This is a genomic window from Methanothermococcus thermolithotrophicus DSM 2095 (assembly GCF_000376965.1).
GTDB classification, from domain to species: Archaea; AGJL01; Methanococci; order Methanococcales; family Methanococcaceae; genus Methanothermococcus; species Methanothermococcus thermolithotrophicus.
Window position 1 is genome coordinate 39,633 of record NZ_AQXV01000051.1, and the last position, 19,515, is coordinate 59,147.

A 19,515-nucleotide genomic window follows, 5' to 3' on the forward strand; every position below is an offset into this window, starting at 1 on the left:
AATGCATAGAGTTAGGTGAAAAAAATGTTAAAAGAAGATTTAAAAAGAGGGGAGTTAAAAGATATATTGCCTATAGCTTATGCCGTTCATATGCTCGTAAACAAAATCCCAATAACCATGAGGTCTAAAGAAAAGCCTGGGGTAAGGATCGAGAAAGGAAAGGTAGTCGATGACAACTACGAAGGCTATGTTTTAAAATTGGCTATTGAATCGGGAGATATACTAAGGGTAACTCCAACAATGGGCCCATATGCTGGACTCCCTGTTATAGTAGTTCCAATAAAGGATGGCGATGAAGTTTTAGGGGCTATTGGGGCGGTTGATATTACTGCAGGAATATTTGAAGAAGTTCTTTTACTTGCAAGAAGGCCAGAGTTATCCAAGTTTTTGCCTGATGAGGTATTTCCAAAATAAATAAGTATTAATTAATTCTTTGGAATATCTTAATAAAATTATAGGTGATACAGTGAAGAAGGTGTTTATATTTCCACCAAACAGTTTGATATTGGCGGATTTGGTAGAAAGATTCGGTCACAAACCTTTAATGATAAATAACGTAATAGGGGATAAAGTAAGAAGTGCAGAAATCGACAGCCCGCCCTTAAACATTACAGATGAGGATCCTAAAAAGGGTCTAAGGTATGCGGCGGTAGAGGTACCTTCTGGAGTAAGGGGAAGAATGTCGTTAATAGGTCCTTTAATTGATGAAGCAGAAGCTGCAGTAGTTATGACAAAAGCCCCAATTGGATTTGGTTGTGTAGGGTGTGAAAGGACAAACGAATTAACAAAATATTTAATAAGAAGAAAAGATATTCCAGTTTTGAATGTTAAATACCCTGAAAATGACGATGAAGCCAAAGTAATAGTTAAAAAAATAGCTTTATTCTTAAAAGAACTTGAGGAAGAAGAGTAAGTAGGTTAAATATATAAGTTAGTAATATATACCATATTTATATTATAGCTATTATTGCACTTTTTTGGAAGATACAACAAAATACGATATTCTTTAAACTTTATATATTATATCAAATAGTTATATATGTCCAAAAAGTAAAAGGTAAAGGGTGAATTCATGGAAGAAAAAATAACTGTAAGCGTTATTAAAGCTGATGTTGGAGGATTGTGTGGCCATACAGTAGCTCCAGATGAACTTTTGGATACTTGTGAGTATGTACTTGAAAATGCAGTTGATGAATTGTTGATTGATTATTATGTTACACGATGTGGTGACGACATAGATTTAATCATGACCCACAACTTAGGAACCGATAATGATAAAATCCACGGACTTGCATGGAATGCATTCGAAGAAGCTACTGAAGTTGCAAAGGAACTTAAACTATATGGTGCTGGTCAGGATTTACTTGCTGAATGTTTTTCAGGAAACGTAAAAGGTATGGGTCCAGGATGCGCTGAAATGGAATTTGTTGAAAGACCAAGTGAACCTATTATTGTATTCTGCTGTGATAAAACAGACCCAACAGCATTTAGTCTTCCACTTTACAAGATGTTTGCTGATCCATTTAGCACCGCAGGTTTAGTCTATGACTCCTCAATGACTGGTGGATTTAGATTTGATGTATTGGATATGTACGAAAATAAACAGATTTCATTAAATACGCCAGAAGATCAATACTCATTATTGGCATTAATCGGAAACTTAGAAAAATATGCAATAAAAAGAGTATTTAGAAGAAAAGACAATGAAATAGCTGCAGTAGTAAGTTCAGATAAATTAAATAAAATTGCAGGAGAATATGTTGGTAAAGACGATCCTGTTGCAGTTGTAAGAGCTCAGAGTGGATTCCCGGCAGTTGGTGAGCTCTTGGAAGCATTCGCAAACCCACACTTTGTTCCAGGGTGGATGAGAGGATGCCACTGGGGACCATTAATGCCTGTAGGGGAAGACGATGCACTACCATCAAGATTTGACGGACCTCCAAGAGTTATGGCATTAGGATTCCAGCTATCAAAAGGAAGATTAGTAGGACCTAACGACTTATTTGCGGATAAAGGATTCGATAACGCAAGACAAAAGGCTTTGGACATGGCTGACATGATAAGAAGCATGGGGCCATTCCAACCAAATAGATTACCAGAATCAATGATGGAATACTCCTCAGTACCTAAAATCATGGAAAAATTAAAAGATAAATTCGTAAGCTTAGATGAACCTAAAAAATTGGATTGTGTAAGGGATAGGGGAGATATGGAGTAATTGCAGTTGTTTGGTGAGGCGATAGTAAATTCCTAAATTTCATTAGGAATGACTATGCCCTCAAATATTTATTTTTTTGTTAATATTTGTTATAATTAGAAATTCTTTTTAAGCACCGCTATTGTTCTGTTTATAAAAAAAGACCCCTCTAAATTCTCTATCCATAAGCATGAGATATACCTTATCTTCTGAGATGTATGGAAATTTAAATCTGCATAATCCCTTTTGTTGGGCTTAGATTATCACTAAAGCAATTACAAATAATATAATACTAAATAATTTTACCCATTCTTCATCGTACTTGCTCATGCTATCCCCCGTTTTATATAACTTTAATTTTAGTATTTTCTTCATATTGGGTATATTTTAATTATGTGCTACTATATGGCTCATGATATATATAATTCCGATATTCGTCCCATATGGTACGAATTGATAGCCACAAGTGATGAAAAGAGTAATATAGGAAATGTTATTCCGAGTCTCTCTATTATTTTGGTAGGTCTTTTCCTATATAAAATTTTCGATCTTGATCCTCTACAATAAAATAATCAAAAAATAAAAACTTGCAGAATTGTTTTAAAACTGCTCCTCCAACCTTTAGAAACCCTACAAACACAAAGTGTTGTGGGAATCATTCAATTTTATTGAATGATTAGGTTGGATCCAAAAAATATAGAAGAATATTTAGGTTATTATTTTAAAACTGCTCCTTCGTCAGCAGAAGTAACTAATCTTGAATATCTTGCTATGTATCCTTTTTTAACCTTAGGTTCTGGTTTTTTCCATTTTGAAAGTCTTTCTTTTATTTCTTCATCACTCAATTTTACATCTAATTTTTTACCTATCATGTCGATGGATATTATATCTCCATCTTCGACTATTGCAATGGGTCCTCCAGCCATAGCCTCTGGAGAAACGTGACCTATACAAGGACCTCTACTTCCACCACTGAATCTACCATCGGTAATAAGGGCTACACTGTCATCTAATCCCATACCACATATTGCAGAAGTTGGGGACAACATTTCTCTCATTCCTGGACCTCCTGCAGGCCCTTCGTATCTTATTATAACAACGTCTCCTTCTTTAATTTCTCCACCAAGTATTGCCTTTATGGCATCTTCTTCAGAGTTAAACACTCTTGCAGGACCTTCATGTTTGTACATCTTTGGATTTACTGCACCTATTTTAACAACACTTCCATTTGGTGCAAGATTTCCTTTTAAAATTCTTAGGCCCGCTGTCTCATGAACTGGTTTATCGACAGTTCTTATAATATCGTGGTTGATGTATTTTACACTTTCAATTATTTCCTTTGTTGTTTTTCCGCTTACAGTTTTTGCATCTCTGATTTTATCCTTTAAAACCTTCAATACTGCGGGAATTCCTCCAGCATTGTGTAGATCTATCATAAAGTGTTCTCCACCAGGTCTAAGCGATGCTATATGTGGCACTTCGTCACTTAACCTGTCAAAATCATCCAACGTTATAAATTTGTTCTCTATCTCATTTGCAATAGCTGGTATGTGTAATGTTGTGTTTGTTGAACCTCCCAATGCTAAATCAACTAATATGGCATTTTCAAATGACTCTTTTGTTAAAATGTCTGTTGGTTTGATATTTTCTTTTACTAAATCAACTATCTTCATCCCGCTCTTTTTTGCAATCCTTACCTTTCCTGCATCTACTGCTGGAGTTGTTGCACACATTGGAAGTGAAAGTCCGAGAGCTTCGGTTAAACATGCCATACTGTTTGCAGTGAATAAACCTGCGCAGCTCCCTGCACCTGGACAAGCACAGTCTTCTATTTCTCTAAGTTCTTCTTCAGTTATCTTTCCAACTTGGTATTCTCCAACTCCTTCAAATACACTTATAAGGTCGTAACATTCTCCCTGTCTCTCTCCAGGTAACATTGGTCCCCCAGTTACAACTATGAATGGAATGTTTAACCTCAGAGCTCCCATTATCATTCCAGGGACTATCTTATCACATGAAGGTATTAAAACTAAACCATCAAATCCATGGGCCTTAGCCATACTTTCAACGGTATCGGCTATAATTTCTCTTGATGGAAGGGAGTATCTCATTCCCTCATGCCCCATTGCTATACCGTCACATATTGCCATTGTGTTAAATTCAAAGGCGGTTCCACCGTTGGCATAGACTCCTTTTTTAACGGCTTCGGAAATTGTATTTAAATGTACATGTCCGGGAACTACTTCTGTAAAGCTGTTTACAACACCTATAAACGGCCTTTCTATTTCTTCGTCAGTATATCCGCAAGCTTTTAATAAACTTCTATTTGGCGATCTGTTTACTCCTTTTTTTAGATTATCACTTATCATTTGATTCACCTTTATGATTAAAAAATATTAAAGTAAGATATGAAAAGATTGTATATATTGGTAGTAACTACCTAACTTATAATTATTTAATTAAGGATTAAAAAGCCTTTCTCAAACACAGTAGTAAATTGGAGACATTATAATCTTAATCATTTGCGTTATTTGAGTATAACTTCAAGAAATTAAAAGCATGAATATGCTTTATTTAATATTACTCATGAACTACTATTATACTTTAAATTTATTATGTTGATAATTGACGTCAATTCCGCAAACGATTATAACACAACTAAATTTTTCTTGAACAACAACCGCAAGATTTTTGTTCAGTGATAGTCTCGTGTTTGCATTTTTTATGATTGCAGTTCAAAGAACTAGCTTCACATGCAATATCTTCGGTTTTTTTACAACCACATGTATTAGATCCGTTTCCACAGTTACAACTCATATTAAAACCTCGTTTTAGATTTATTTTAATTTTTTTATTATTGCCAATGACAGGTAATCCTTAAATTGGCTAAAATCAATTTCATTTATTTTCCCCAGCATAAATTTTTCATTCTCGCAGGTAACTCTATTAACTACTCCTATGAGATAGTCGCATTCTTTATCCTTTAAACTCTTTAGTTTATCTTCTAAATCGTTAGTTTTCATTACCACAAGGGTATCGAACTCATCCAAGTATTTTTCTAAGTCCCTACCCTGCGGTAGTATGGCTATTTTTTCATCCCCCTCAACTAATGGAATGTTTAACCTTCCTGCACCTGCAAATGGGGAGGATATTCCATTTACAATTTCTGTTTCTATATTGTTTTCCTTTAAAATACTCCAGACATAGGAAAAGGTACTATAAAGTGTAGGGTCACCAATTGTAATAACTGCTACCTCTCCTTCTTCATTCATTATAGCTTCAGAAGCTTCTTCCCAGTATTTTTTTAGAAATTCTCGGTCTTTACTCATCGGAAAAAGTAGTTCAACTATTTTTTTATCTTCACAGAGTATGAGCTCCTTTATTATTTCGTAGGCAAAAGAACTTTTATCTTTTTTAGATATCGGTACAAATATTGTATTTACTTTTTCAAGTATTTTAACGGCTTTTAAAGTTAATAATTCCTTATCGCCTGGACCAACGCCAATACCATAGACCTTATTTACCATGTTTTCACCAAAACGCAACTTAAAAATAAATAGATAATAATTGAATAATAAATAAATAGATAAATTAGACAAAGAATGTATAATAAGCATGCATATTGAAAATTAGAACTGCTCCAATATTTTTGCTCCAGAATTGTTTAACTGTGTTACAATAACATCTCCGTATTTTTCAAGGACTTTTTTAACACCATCGGTATTTTCTTTGTAACTTAGAGCTATATACGATGGACCAGTTCCCGATAACCCGCAGGTAACTGCACCATTTTCTATGGCTTCTATTGATATATCTGTTGGGAAATTTAAAGCTGATGCATAAAGTATCCCATTTAAAAATAGTGCATTATAATAATTTCCATTTAAACATTCTTTAAACGCAACTTCAACATAGTCTTTCAGAAGTTTCATCCTCTCCACGTTTACATTTTTCTTTAGGTCAGGGATCAGGACTAAAACATCTAAATCGTCTTTAAATCTATCTTTTTTTAATATTTTTCTTTCCATATTATCGGTTATTGTTATACCACCATAGTATGAAGCCGTTGCATCATCGTATGCTCCAGTAATCGTTAACCCTTCATCAAATGATGATTTTATTGCTAAATCAAGTACTAAATTATCATCTATCTTTTCGCCCAATGCTCCAATTGTGGCCAGAACAGTTGCATTTGATGTGGCACTACTACTACTTAGGCCGGATTTTATTGGGATTTCGGTTTCTGTAACAACCTTTGCAGAATATTTTAAATCAAAATGGTCTAAAACATTCTTCACACATCGTTCTATTAAGTTTGCCCTCACATTTGGACGATCGGCTATCTCTCCTATAATTTCATTTTTTTCATCATCAAAGAGCTCTACTGTGGCCTTAACTTTTAAGTTAATACCAAATGCAGAGCCTTTTCCAGTAGCTATTGCATTAATTATTGTACCAGAACCCATTGAAACTGCAGAACATTTCATAATGTCACCATAACAAAATCAATATATAATCCTAACTTATAGTCGTTCTGCAATTTATACAACTATTATGCTTATTATAATTTACATTAATTCTATTAATTTTAGTAGAATTTTTAAGTATTATAGTTAAATTTTAGAATTTCTTATGCTATATTTAGTGCCTGAATTTGCAGAACGACTATATATGTGGTTTGCATTAATAATAAATATAATAACTGCAGGATTTCTATAAATTCAATAAAATTAATGCAATTATATAAATTTTAGAAATGTGTTTTACAATATATATGTGGAACGACGATTTTACTTAAAATTATGCACAATTATGTATAATATGCTGTATTAGTGATCTTCATGAAGTTTGAAATTGTAGTAACATCAGGTAAAGGAAATAGGGCACCAATTGGGGCTTTTATGAGTGACAATAAAATAACTTTACATCTCTATGAAGGGTCCCACACTTATCAAAACTTAAAAGAAGATGATTTTTATATTTTAAATATCTGCGAGCCTTATTTGGTGGCAGAATCTGTTTTAGATGATAACGGAAACTATGAATACTTGGAATATGACGATAATAACAATAATGACAATGGTAATAACAATGATAATAAGAACGTTAGTAAAAGATTTTGTTACCTTAAGGACTCGTATAAAATAATCTTGGTGAGGATAAACAATAGGAAATTCATTGAAACAAAAAATGAATACGGTTCTTCAAAAATGATGATCGTAGATGGCACCCCTGTATTTGAAAAGGTATTAAAACATGATAATGAATTAAAACCTTACAATAGGGCAGATGGACTTATTGTGGAGATGGCTGTTTTATATTCAAGGCTCAATCTTGTATCGGATGATACTAGGGAAGAAATGAAGAAAGAAATGGAAAAATACCTAAGGAACATTAAAAAGGTAGGATCTAAAAAGCATATTGAATTAGGAAAGAGATTTATGGATATTATGGTCGTTCTGCGAATGTAGGCACATAATTATATCATCTAAATTAATTATATATTGTTTAAAAACTTCTATAATTTAAAATTTAAATTATGCCGTAATTTGCTAATTGCAGAACGACCATATACGGAGGGTTACAAATGGAATGGGTTGAAAAATATCGACCAAAATCTTTAGATGAAGTAGCAGGACATTCAAAAATAAAAGAGGAATTGAAAAAATGGGTAGAAGAATATTTATCTGGAGAAACACAGAAGCCCGCACTTCTTGTAGGCCCTCCAGGTTGTGGTAAAACTACGCTAGCCCATGCTTTAGCTAATGAATACGGATTTGATGTGATTGAATTAAATGCAAGCGATAAAAGAAACAGCAACGTCATGAAACAGGTTGTAGGAACTGCTGCAATGTCAAAATCCCTATCTGGAGGAAGAGTTTTAATTATACTTGATGAAGTAGATGGCATTTCTGGAAACGAGGATAGGGGAGGAGTAAGTGAGATAGTAAAGATAATAAAGAATTCAAAAAATCCTATAATCTTAACTGCAAATGATATATACAAACCAACCTTGATGTCTTTAAGAAACGTATGTAAGGTAATAAAAATAAATCCTGTTCATACAAACTCGATAGTTCCCGTATTGAGAAGAATAGCATTAAAAGAAGGTTTCAGTGTCGATGACAAGATATTAAAAATTATTGCCAAACATGCTGGCGGTGATTTAAGAGCTGCGATAAATGACTTAGAGTCGTTAGCACTAGGAAATAAATTAGATATTGAAGAAGTTAAGGATCTCCCTGACAGAAACAGTGAAAGGAGTATTTTTGATGCAATCAGGATAATACTTAAAACAACCCATTATGATATTGCAGTGTCGTCATTAAACGATGTTAAAGAAGATTTGAATACTATTGAAGAATGGATTTCAGAGAATTTACCAAGGGAGTATAAAAAACAGAAGGATTTAGTAGAAGGATTTGACTACCTTTCAAAGGCAGATCTATATTTAGGCAGAGTTTATAAAAGACAGTATTTTGGGCTTTGGAGGTTTGCTTCAGCTCTCATGACTGCAGGTGTGGCACTATCAAAGGAGGAAAAGTATAGGGGATTTATAAATTATTCCCGTCCAACGATATTTACAAAACTATCCAAAACAAAGTCTCAAAGAGAACGGATGAAAAAAATTCTAAGTAAAATAGGAATAAAAACCCATTCATCAACTAAAAGAGCTAGAGAGGATTTGATATTCTTAAAAGCCATATTTGAAAACAACACTGAGCTCGGAGCTGAGCTCGTGAAGTTCTACGGATTTACAAAAGATGAGGTAGAAGTCATAACCGATAAAAAAACAACAAAGAAGATATTTGAAGTGATAAATAGGACCCTAAAAGACGAGAAAAAAGAAAAAGAAAAAAGTAAAAGTAAACGTAAAACAGAAGCACCAATTACAGAGAAACCAGAAGCTCTAGAATTGAAAAAAGAGAGCAAAGAAAAAACTCCGGTAGATAAAGATGGTAAAAATAATAAAGATAAAAAGAAAACAGATAAAAAAGAAGAGAAAGCTAAACAGGTAACTTTGGATGCTTTCTTTTAATACTATTTTAAATAATTTTTAAAAAAGGTTTATTTATCAAAGTTATTTATTTTTTTAATATTTTAAAATCTATGGCAAGAACATATTCCCTAGGCGAATAAGATTTTACAATTCTCTTTTCCAGAATTTCAAATTCACATTTTGAACCAAATAGTTTTTCTGCATCTTCAAAGTCTTTTCCGATGGTGTAGTAGTGGATTACTCCATTTTCTTCCACAATATCCAATGCCTTATCAACAAATTCATGGGCATACTTAGGTAAATTCATTATAACTCTGTTTCCTTTGACATCAACTTTTCTAACATCTTCCAATATTGGGACAATTTTGTTTTCAAGATGGTTTAATTCGATGTTCTTCTTCAGGAGCTCTATTGCATCAGGATTTATATCGATTGAATATATCTTTTTTGCATTTTTACAGGCTATGGAGTATGGTCCAACACCGCAGAACATATCCACAACTATATCGTCATAATTTACCTTATCCATAATCCTTTTTCTTTCCCATCCAAGTCTTGGGGAGAAATAAACCTTTTCAACATCCACCCAAAGTCTATATCCGTTTTCTTTGTACAATGTCAATGTTTTATATTCTCCAGCTAAATGTTCCAATTCTCTAACTCTAAAATCTCCTAGTATCTCACTTTTTCTCCTAAAAACAGTTTTTACCGAAGGTATTAGTTTTAGGGCAGCTTTTCCAATTTCTTTTCGTGTTTCTAAATCCATTTCATCAGATATTTGGAGGATTGCAATATCTCCAACTACATCATAGGAATGGGCAATAATCCCTTCTTCAATTTCTTTTTCGAAATTTTTTAACAGGTAATCCTTAAAACTCTCTGATTTTTTTCTTTCAACTTTTTCTAGCTCATCTTCATTTAATTCAACTATCTCAAGTCCTAAATCGTCTATTCCAGAATCCCAACTGGATTCGAAAACCGAAGGTTTTCGTAACCTACTGGATTCGAAAATCTCTGATTTTCGTAATTTTAAACCTGCTGAATTTAGGGGTATATACAAATAATTCCCTTCCTTTTTTATTCTGTAGCTTTTATCAAGTATGTTATTTTCCAGAAGAACTTTCCTAGTTTTTTCCCCATTTTCAACAGGTACCTTAACACAGACTACCAAGAATCTCACCTTTGAGCAAATATATGGTGATGTACAATTTTAAGCTACAAACACGGATAAGAATGTTAGAAATAATACCAGATGGTATTGTATTCATTTATATCTTCGCCTCTCCTTTTTAATTCCATGAGATAATCATAGATAGGGACGTCTTTATAGATGTAAGTGTTTGTAAGGGTCATATTTTTCTCCCATGGATGGAATTCATAAACCCTACTTCCATCAGGTAGTATCGATATTAATTCATGATCCTGCCAGGATATGAGGTTGTTCTTACCTAACTTTGGAACATTAAATACTGGACTATCGGTTCTATTGTATCCTGGCAATAGCCTTGATTCCTCTTTATTTTCTTGCATTAATCTTGCAATAGGAACTCTATATTTTGCAGTTTCTTCTTTCCCTTTTGTATTGAATGTATAGTATGGTACCACACCAATTAATCTTAGGGCCACTCTTAATGCAGAAGTTTCAAATTTTCTACTATTTTCGACAGTAAATACTTGCTGATTATAAACACAAATTCCTCTTTTTCTAATTTTTTGAACGGCGTCTTTAAGGTCGTCTGTAACCTCGTAAACATGTTCTACATGTGTTGATATTGCAACTTCTCTTTTTCCAGGCTCATGATGATTTTCAAGCATGTCTGCAAAATCATCTGTGATTCTTTGAGGTAATACCACGGGCATCCTTGTACCTATTCTAATCCTTTCAATATGATTAATTCCTGAAAATTCTGATAAAAGCTTATCTAAAAAATCATCATTTAAAACGACAGGATCTCCTCCAGTTATTAATACTTCTTTCATTGATTCATGATTTTTAAACCATTCAACTGCATTTTCAATTGCACTTTTCGGAGCAATGGCATCTTCTGCAAGTACATTTTTTATTTGCCAGTTTCTCTGACAGTAAACACAAATTTGGGCACAGGTGTTATATGGTTTCAATATTGCTATCATAGGATATCTTCTTGTAACAAGACTAATTGGCGAAGTATCGTTTTCACCCATGAAATCCATATTCTTATTATTTTCCCTACCTTCAATTACTTTTTCAACGTAGTCTAACGGAGGGATTACCTGAGCTCTAACTGCGTGATCATATTTTCTACTAGGATCTTTGTCCATCAAAGAAATGTAGTATGGGGTAATTCCAAATGGGATTGAATTTTCTACAGCTAACTCTATGGCTCTTTTTTCTTCTTCAGTAAGTTCAATAAGATTTTCCAAAGTTTGTCTATCTTTTACGATATTTTTAAGGTGCCATTTCCAGTTTTCCCAGTCTTCCTCATTCCCTCCAAAATAATCCAAAATTCTTCTTTTATTTTCTTCTCTTTTTGATTTAACCTCTTCTAACAATCCTGAAGGATATTTTTTCATGAATCTATTGGCGTATTCATAAATTCTATCAAGCTCTTTTGACCTTTCTATTGCAGCTTCCCTGCCTTTTAGTTTTAAAAATTCTGGAACTTCTTTACTGTTATATATTCCTGAATTGCCAATTATGCCTTTTAACAAGTGTTTAAATTCCTCCAGAAATCCAATGCTAATATTTGTTTCTAGTTCGTCTATGTTTCCATTTGCAAGATTCCACAGTGTTTCTAAAGCACTGAATTTGCTTAATTTTTCGTTTTTTGGGGCCATGATATTTTTAAAGACTTTTATACATGATTTCATGTTAATTATCTCTAATGGATGAAGATCTATTTCTTCAAAATAAATTTTATTTTCTAAACTGGCCAAATATTCATAAATTCTTTTTCTTGCAGAGTCTATGCTATCGCTTGTCTTCAAAATTTCATAAAATTCTCTATTTGCATTCCACAGTTCATTCAATGTAAATTCCAAGTCATGATTTTTACTCATTTTGGCACCCCCGAACATTTATACATTATTATATTTAAATCGACCTTTTCTAAAAAGAGAATTCGATAAAAAAGCTAAAACCAAAATAGCCAAAAAACAAAGTATAATCCAACACTAAAATATTTGTTATATTTATATAAATATTTTGTTTTAAAAGTTACTAAAAATCAAAAACCTGTTTTGCGATTATGAACGAAGTGAATAATAAGAAAGCCACAATTTCAATTGTGGGCTACAAACACGAAGTGTTTGTTTAATCTATGATTTTCTAGATTTAAGTTTATAGTAATGGTATTCTACAGTTTTGAGATTGATGCCTGTTATTTTGGAGATTTCTTCAGGACTTTTGTCCAAGTATTTGGCTATAATTTCTTTTTTATTTGTTGGTCTTCCACATTTTCCCTTTATACACTTAACTTCCACACCTATTTCTTTTAATGCGTCTAGGATTTTTTTGTTAGTTCTCTTGTATCGGGATTCGGGAAGATAAATGGTTTTAACTTCACAATTTTCTAATATTTCAATAATTAAGTTTTTTGACAGCTCTTTATTTAAGTATATTTCTTCCACATCTGTACCGAGCTCTCTAATCTTTTCAATTAGCTCTTTGTAAGAGCGGCCCCTAATGTATTTCATAGTTTCACGCACGTATGATCTTGACGAAATCGAAAAATTATTAAAATCCAAGCAAGTAATGTCTTATTAACTTAGTAAATATAATTATGCCATATTTGACTGTCAAACTACTAAAATTGAGCTAAAAAAGTATTTTAAAGAGTAAATGCCTTAATTTTTTCAAAATTTAAATAATCATAATGTTCTAAAAAAATAAAACATTTGTATTTATTTTAAAAGACCCATAGCTTTATTTGTTTTTTCAATGGATTTCATATTGTCGTCTTCCATTTGGAGCATTGCCCTTATACAGTCAATGTTTTCTGGGATTACATCACTTTCTTGGTGTATTGCTTGCATTAAGAATATTTCATTATCTACTACGTTTACGCTTTCTTCCCAGATTGCGATTTCATTTAAATCGTATCTTGGTCTTCCTAAATCTCTTGCATATTCTATAATTGTCGCGGTTGAGTCCAAACCTTCTGAAGCTTTTACAGTAATTATCCTTGGGGTTTTTTCAATTGCATCTAAAACATCATCTTTTGTAACTCCTGTAGTTTCAACCATTAAAGAGTGCATGTGCATTAAGGTTGTTGGAACTATAACTGCTGAAGACATTATTTTACCTTCAAACTGTGGAACAACGGATACTACATCAGGTCCGTGGTGAGAAGGCACGGTTGCAGGATTCGGAACAATTGCATTTACTGGACCTGTTTTTGCATCGTTCGGGTCAGCTGCTCTCCTTACTAAAACTACTCTAGCTTTTAATATATCGGTAACAGAGTTGATGGCATAAAATGTCCTACACAATCCTGTTGTGTTGCATGAAACTACCCTAATATAGTCTTTTCCATAACATCTATCGTAGCTCCAAAGTGAGTTAAATGAATCTTCAACTACGTGAGCTTTTTCTCCACCTTGTAATATTGCCTTAACGCCGTATTTTTTGTAGATCTTTTCTAAGTTATCTGTTCCTATCTTTTTTGGTGCTCCATCAACTACAATATCTGCATCTTCAATTATATCATCAATGGTACCTTCAATTTCAATTCCTGCTTCTTCAAATAAATGTTTTCTTTCAGGAATTGCTGCAAATAATTTATATCCTTTTTCAACTGCCAATCTAGCTTCAAAATCAGGTTTAGTTTTTGTAACTCCTATAACTTCCATATCGTCTTGCTTGGATACTGCATCAGCTACTCTTTTCCCTATTGAACCATATCCATTTATTAAAACTTTTGCCATCTATAATCACCTGAAGCTGTCTATTGCCATTTCAAAATACATTATTGTACTTCAGTTTTGAAATAGCTTTGGTAATGCCATACAATATTATTGATTTTAATGTATGGTGCTTCCACAAAGTTAACAAAACTAACTATGTTAGTTTTGAAAAATATTATCTAATTTAATTTAAATTTAATATATATTATTGTGGAAGTACTATATATACCACCTTCTTAGTAACATAAGAAATATGATTTGGCTAAAATTTTTTTTAAGTGTAGTTGTTCCGAGAGCTCTGGTAAATCAATCTCATATTTTTAAATTAAATTCATTTTAGTTTTAAACAATAATATATATTTAAAAATGCTAATAGTTAAGCTAATCAATCACAACTAAAATACTATAATACGAATGTCACGGAGGGAAATAATGAAGTATCTTATTACAACTGCCCTTGCATATACAAACGGTCCTTTGCATCTTGGACATGCTAGGAGTACCTATATCCCAGCGGATATTATGACGAGATATTTGAAATTAAAAGGGGAAGATGTCATACATGTTGGTGGAACAGATAACCACGGGGTTCCTATTACATTAACTGCAGAAAAAGAAGGGGTTACTCCGGAAGATATTGTTGAAAAGTACCACAATGAGATAAAACATGATTTGGATAGTTTAAATGTGGTTTTTGATTCCTTTGGAAGAACCCACAGTGATATACATATCAAAACTGCCCAAGAATTCTATAAAAAATTAAGAGAGAACGGATACATATACGAAAAGGAAATTGAGCAATTTTACTGTCCAAAATGTGACAGATTTTTAGCAGATAGGTATGTCGAAGGTACCTGTCCGTTCTGCGATGGAGAAGCTAGAGGAGACCACTGTGAAGTCTGTGGAAGACACCTCGAACCTACAGAGTTAATAGACCCATACTGTGTTCACTGTAATGCCAAACCAGAAATCAGAAAGACAACACATTATTTCTTTAAATTAAGTGCCTTGAATAGTGATTTAGAGGAGTACATTAAGAGCTCAGAAGAGATGCCGGAACATGTAAAGAATTTGGCTTTAAGATGGATTGAAGAGCTCCACGACTGGGATATTTCAAGGGATATAAAATGGGGAGTTCCAATACCTGAGAATCCAAACCAAGTCATGTATGTTTGGTTGGAAGCCCCTATAGGTTATATTTCATTTACAAAACAGTTAGGGGACGTTTGGAAAGAATATTGGTTAAAAAATTACGAAAACCTTCGGTTTTCGAATCCAGTAGGTTACGAAAATCAAAGATTTTCGAATCCAGTTGGTAAAGAAAATGAAGAAGATGTAAAAATATATCACTTTATTGGAAAGGATATAACCGTTCACCACTCCGTATTTTGGCCAGGTATGATACTTGCCAACGGTGACTATAACCTACCGTCTTCTGTAATCAGTGGGGGCTACCTGACATTGGAAGGAAGAAAAATGAGTACAAGTAAAAAATGGGTAGTCTGGGTCAAGGACTTTGTTGAAAACTTTGAATCAGATTATTTAAGATACTTCTTGATGATAAATGCTCCATTAAATAGGGACAGCGATTTTTCATGGGACGAATTCCAGAAGAGAATAAACACCGAGCTCATCGATATTATTGGAAACTTCATCCACAGAACTTTGGTATTTACTCAGAGAAAATTCAAAGAAGTTCCAATTGCAGATAAGGAGAGCCTAAAAGAAGAAGATAAAGCACTTTTAATGAAATGTGAAGAAACACTAACTAATGTAGATAAGAACATAAGGAGCTACAACTTCAAAGATGCATTAATGAATATAATCCATCTTGCAAAGGAAGGAAACACATATTTCCAGAGTATGGAACCTTGGACAATTAAAGACGAAACAAGATTAAAAGAAGTTCTATACACCTGTTGTACCGTAGTCAAATACATACTATACCTGTTGTATCCATTCATGCCTAAAAAGACCTTGGAAATTTTGGATTTAATGGGCGAAGAAGTTGACTTAGAATTGAGAGGGAAAAAGTTAAAAAAACCAAAGGTTATATTTAAAAAAGTCGAAGACGAAGACATCAAAAAGATGAAAGAAAAATTGATGGCATCGAAGGAGCCAAAAACAGATGGAAAAAATAAAGGTAAAAACAAAACAAAAAAGTCTAATGGTGAAAAAATGGAATTAATTGGCATAGATTACTTTGATAACTTGGACTTAAGAGTAGCTCAAATTTTAGAGGCAGAGGACATCCCAAAATCAAAAAAATTGTTAAAATTGATTGTAGATATTGGCGATGAAAAAAGACAGGTTGTTGCAGGTATAAAAGGACACTATGAACCTGAGGAGCTCGTTGGAAAAAAAATTGTTTTAGTATGTAACTTAAAACCTGCAAAACTCTGCGGTGTTGAATCCCAAGGCATGGTTTTAGCAGCCGGAGATGATGTTGTAGCTCTTTTAACACCTGACAAAGATGTTCCTGTTGGAAGTAAGATTTGCTAACACAGTTTGTAATATTTATCTACTTATTTCCATTATTTTTAACTATTTTTCAAATATATCTACTCTAAGATTAAGTAAAATAATATATCATGTTCAATTCAAACATAATAATGTAATTATCACTTAAATCAAATTTAAGATATTGTAATGTATTCATTTGTAAAATTATCATAAATTTTTAGAATATTATATCATCAATTATTTATACCTCAAATTTTAAAGTTTGTATGTATATTAACTAGGGAGGGAGCTGATGCTATTTTTAAAGACTAAATATGTGGACTTGGATTTAGGTGCAAATGCCGTTATCATAAATGAAGAGGATTTAAAGGGCACTCCATACTACCCTCAAGATAGGGTTTTAGTGGAAACCTCAGAAGGTTCTTTTATAGGCACACTTTATTCAACAAAAGAAATGGTAAATAAAGGAGAAGTTGGTATTCTAAGCGAGATTCTTAAAAGTATTCCTATTAAGGAAGGCGAAGAAATAAAAATAAGACATGCCCAAAAACCAGTTTCAGTAAATTATATTAAGAAAAAGATGGAAGGGCAGACTTTAAAACCTCATGAGATACGTACAATAGTTGATGAAATAGTTTCAAGAAAGCTTTCAAATATTGAAATTGCAGCTTTTGTCTCATCTACTTTTATTAACGGAATGGGAATGGATGAAGTTGTAGAGATGACCAAAAGAATGGCTGAAACAGGAGATATGATTGAATGGGAAGATGGAATTGTTGCAGATGTCCATAGTATCGGGGGAGTTCCAGGTAACAAGTATGCACTTTTAACGATCCCTATTGTGGCTGCAGCAGGTATTAAAATTCCCAAAACTTCTTCAAGGGCCATAACTTCGGCAGCTGGTACTGCAGATGTGGTTGAAGTTTTGACAAACGTTAGTTTATCTTATGATGAGATAAAACGTGTTGTAAAAACTACAAATGGATGTTTGGTTTGGGGAGGTGCGGTAAACCTTGCTCCAGCAGACGACATCATAATAAACGTTGAAAGACCACTTTCTATAGATCCGCAACCTCAACTCTTGTCAAGTGTAATGGCCAAGAAGATTGCCACCGGTGTAAAATATACGGTAATAGACATACCAATTGGAAATGAGGTAAAAATTAAAAACGAACAGGAAGGGGCCCAATTGGCTAGAAAATTCATCGAATTGGGAGATATGCTTAACCTACGTGTTGAATGTGTATTGACCTACGGGGGACAGCCTATAGGTAGGGCCATAGGACCTGCTTTAGAAGCTAAAGAAGCTCTGGAAGCACTTCATGACTGTAAAAATGCACCTAAAAGTTTAATTGAAAAGGCAGTATCTTTGGCAGGTGTTATATTGGAATTAGGTGGCGTTGCGTCACCTGGAAAAGGATCCGATGTAGCTTGGGACATACTATGTACTGGAAAAGCCTTAGAGAAATTTAATGAAATAATTACCGAACAAGGTGGAGAACCTAAAAAACCTGAAGAAATTGAAATTGGAGAGTATAAGGCAGAGATATTATCTCCAAAAAGTGGTTATGTTACTAATATATCCAATAAATTGATAACAGATGTTGCTAAAGAAGCAGGAGCTCCAAGGGATAAAAAAGCAGGAGTTCGTTTAAATGCAAAAATGGGCGGTAAGATCCAGAAAGGGGATGTTCTATATACCATATATTCAAGTTCAGAAGAGAGATTAGATTCTGCGGTTAAATTGGCTAGAAGGTCATATCCAGTAAGAGTCGAAGGAATGATGCTTAAAAAAATAAGTAGATTTTAAATTTGACGTGCCTACTTAACATCGGATAGAGATTCAACCATTATTTTTTCATTTTTGATTGTACTTAAATTACGCGTTTTTATGGCTTCTTTTTGTCAGACACCAATATATTTAGTTAGAGAACATAGGTATATATCCCAAAGAGTATTTGCATGGTAAACAAAAAGATTGAACTTATAGCCAATGCTTTATGAGTACTTCTCTTTATTTTTCCCTTTAAAAAAAGCCTACCGCTAAACGCCGTTCCCAATATGTAGATGTAAATTAATATTCCTAATTTGCCATGAAATGAAGGGATGCCCCTAGCCCAATAAAGCATTATTCCAATTGCTATAGTCATTAAAGTTAAAGCTAAATAAATAAAACGATGATGTATTTTTAAGTTATGTTTTTTTGCATAGTAAGCACCTAAGATTAATGAAAAAAGGGCTAAAATTTGTAGGACGGCGTGAATTTGATATATCTGTACAATAAGGACCACCACCAATAAAAAATAAGCAATTAGTCTAATGTTAATTCGCCATTTCCTTTTGCAATATTGTGTTTAACATTTAGATCATCGCTATCTGCCATAGCCCAGATGAATCTTATTTTTTGACCTCTTACAAATGCTTTGTCATATTTGTCCTTGGTATCTAATTTACGTTTGAATTCTAGTGTTGTATAACCGTTTTCTTCTATGCCCCCATATTCGAGTATATCATTAGTTCCTCCAAGACTTTCATCTAGAGGATGAGGTCCAAAGGTCCCTGTTGAATAGAGATCTAAAACAACCACGTGCCCATCTTTAACCCAGCCAAAAACCATGTCTGCATCCTTCATTGCGTTAGTTGGTTCAAACCCTATAGCAACCCATCCGATAGATTGTCCCCTTAACCCCATGTAGATATACTCATCGTCATTTCCCCAGTAAGCTATGAATTTTCCACCATTCAATGAGATTTTGTGAGAATATTCATCTTTTCCAATAACTCCATCGGCCTTCCAATCTCCCAAAGTTTCAGAAATAAATGTTTTTTCAGATATTTTAGAATTGATGGCTTCTTCTGGAGTATTTCCAATACATCCGCTGAATAACAACACTATAAAAATTAGACCTATAATGATTATAAATTTCTTCCACATACTCCCCCCTATTATAGTTGTTTGTAAATTTATTAA

15 protein-coding genes are annotated in these 19,515 nt (G+C 33.3%); 7 read left to right on the top strand and 8 right to left on the bottom strand.

The genetic code is table 11. From position 1 onward, the window contains the following. Window positions 1-24: 24 nt before the first annotated feature. The 3 genes from F555_RS0105890 to fbp all read left to right on the top strand — a co-directional run bounded on the left by F555_RS0105890 (window position 25) and on the right by fbp (window position 2,218). Window positions 25-414 (top strand): DUF2111 domain-containing protein, encoded by a 390-nt coding sequence (locus tag F555_RS0105890; protein WP_018154297.1) that lies wholly within the window; start codon window positions 25-27, stop codon window positions 412-414. A 52-nt stretch (window positions 415-466) separates the two neighbouring features. Next, a complete protein-coding gene (locus F555_RS0105895; RefSeq protein WP_018154298.1) occupies window positions 467-913 on the top strand; it encodes a methanogenesis marker 5 protein in 447 nt (148 codons plus the stop codon). Between the two features lie 159 nt (window positions 914-1,072). Continuing rightward, entirely contained in the window at window positions 1,073-2,218 is a 1,146-nt protein-coding gene (gene fbp, locus F555_RS0105900) for a fructose-1,6-bisphosphate aldolase/phosphatase (RefSeq protein ID WP_018154299.1), read from the top strand. 695 nt (window positions 2,219-2,913) lie between these two features. On the opposite strand, the gene ilvD is transcribed toward fbp, so the two are convergent. From ilvD to F555_RS0105920, 3 genes are all read right to left on the bottom strand, one after another. Then, complete coding sequence (gene ilvD, locus F555_RS0105910) at window positions 2,914-4,566, bottom strand: dihydroxy-acid dehydratase (RefSeq protein ID WP_018154301.1); 1,653 nt, start codon at window positions 4,564-4,566, stop codon at window positions 2,914-2,916. 468 nt (window positions 4,567-5,034) lie between these two features. Beyond that, window positions 5,035-5,724 carry a precorrin-2 C(20)-methyltransferase gene (gene cobI / locus F555_RS0105915; protein ID WP_018154302.1) on the bottom strand — a complete coding sequence of 230 codons (690 nt, stop codon included), beginning with the start codon at window positions 5,722-5,724 and terminating at the stop codon, window positions 5,035-5,037. Window positions 5,725-5,826: 102 nt separating this feature from the next. After that, window positions 5,827-6,684, bottom strand: a complete 858-nt coding sequence (locus F555_RS0105920) for a shikimate kinase (RefSeq protein ID WP_018154303.1) — start codon at window positions 6,682-6,684, stop codon at window positions 5,827-5,829. A gap of 354 nt (window positions 6,685-7,038) precedes the next feature. On the opposite strand from F555_RS0105920, the gene F555_RS0105925 reads away from it, so the two are divergent. Further along, entirely contained in the window at window positions 7,039-7,668 is a 630-nt protein-coding gene (locus F555_RS0105925; protein ID WP_018154304.1) for a DUF447 domain-containing protein, read from the top strand. Between the two features lie 116 nt (window positions 7,669-7,784). Continuing rightward, window positions 7,785-9,236 carry a replication factor C large subunit gene (locus F555_RS0105930; RefSeq protein WP_018154305.1) on the top strand — a complete coding sequence of 484 codons (1,452 nt, stop codon included), beginning with the start codon at window positions 7,785-7,787 and terminating at the stop codon, window positions 9,234-9,236. A gap of 46 nt (window positions 9,237-9,282) precedes the next feature. On the opposite strand, the gene trm5b is transcribed toward F555_RS0105930, so the two are convergent. The 4 genes from trm5b to F555_RS0105950 form a co-directional block, all read right to left on the bottom strand. Then, complete coding sequence (gene trm5b, locus F555_RS0105935; protein ID WP_018154306.1) at window positions 9,283-10,368, bottom strand: tRNA (guanine(37)-N1)-methyltransferase Trm5b; 1,086 nt, start codon at window positions 10,366-10,368, stop codon at window positions 9,283-9,285. 65 nt (window positions 10,369-10,433) lie between these two features. After that, window positions 10,434-12,236, bottom strand: coding sequence for a KamA family radical SAM protein (locus F555_RS0105940; protein ID WP_018154307.1), 1,803 nt, complete (start codon window positions 12,234-12,236; stop codon window positions 10,434-10,436). Between the two features lie 258 nt (window positions 12,237-12,494). Next, entirely contained in the window at window positions 12,495-12,872 is a 378-nt protein-coding gene (locus F555_RS0105945) for a hypothetical protein (RefSeq protein WP_018154308.1), read from the bottom strand. A 207-nt stretch (window positions 12,873-13,079) separates the two neighbouring features. Next, on the bottom strand, window positions 13,080-14,102 hold the full coding sequence (locus tag F555_RS0105950; RefSeq protein ID WP_018154309.1) for a type II glyceraldehyde-3-phosphate dehydrogenase: 1,023 nt from the start codon (window positions 14,100-14,102) through the stop codon (window positions 13,080-13,082). Between the two features lie 411 nt (window positions 14,103-14,513). Here F555_RS0105950 and metG point away from each other — a divergent pair, with 411 nt between their 5' ends. After that, window positions 14,514-16,583, top strand: coding sequence for a methionine--tRNA ligase (metG, locus tag F555_RS0105955; protein WP_018154310.1), 2,070 nt, complete (start codon window positions 14,514-14,516; stop codon window positions 16,581-16,583). Window positions 16,584-16,836: 253 nt separating this feature from the next. Further along, window positions 16,837-18,354, top strand: a complete 1,518-nt coding sequence (locus F555_RS0105960) for an AMP phosphorylase (RefSeq protein ID WP_018154311.1) — start codon at window positions 16,837-16,839, stop codon at window positions 18,352-18,354. A gap of 501 nt (window positions 18,355-18,855) precedes the next feature. Here F555_RS0105960 and F555_RS0105965 read toward each other — a convergent pair. Continuing rightward, the gene (locus F555_RS0105965) at window positions 18,856-19,479 is read right to left on the bottom strand and encodes a DOMON domain-containing protein (protein WP_018154313.1); all 624 of its coding nucleotides are present in this window, start codon (window positions 19,477-19,479) and stop codon (window positions 18,856-18,858) included. Window positions 19,480-19,515 lie beyond the last annotated feature (36 nt).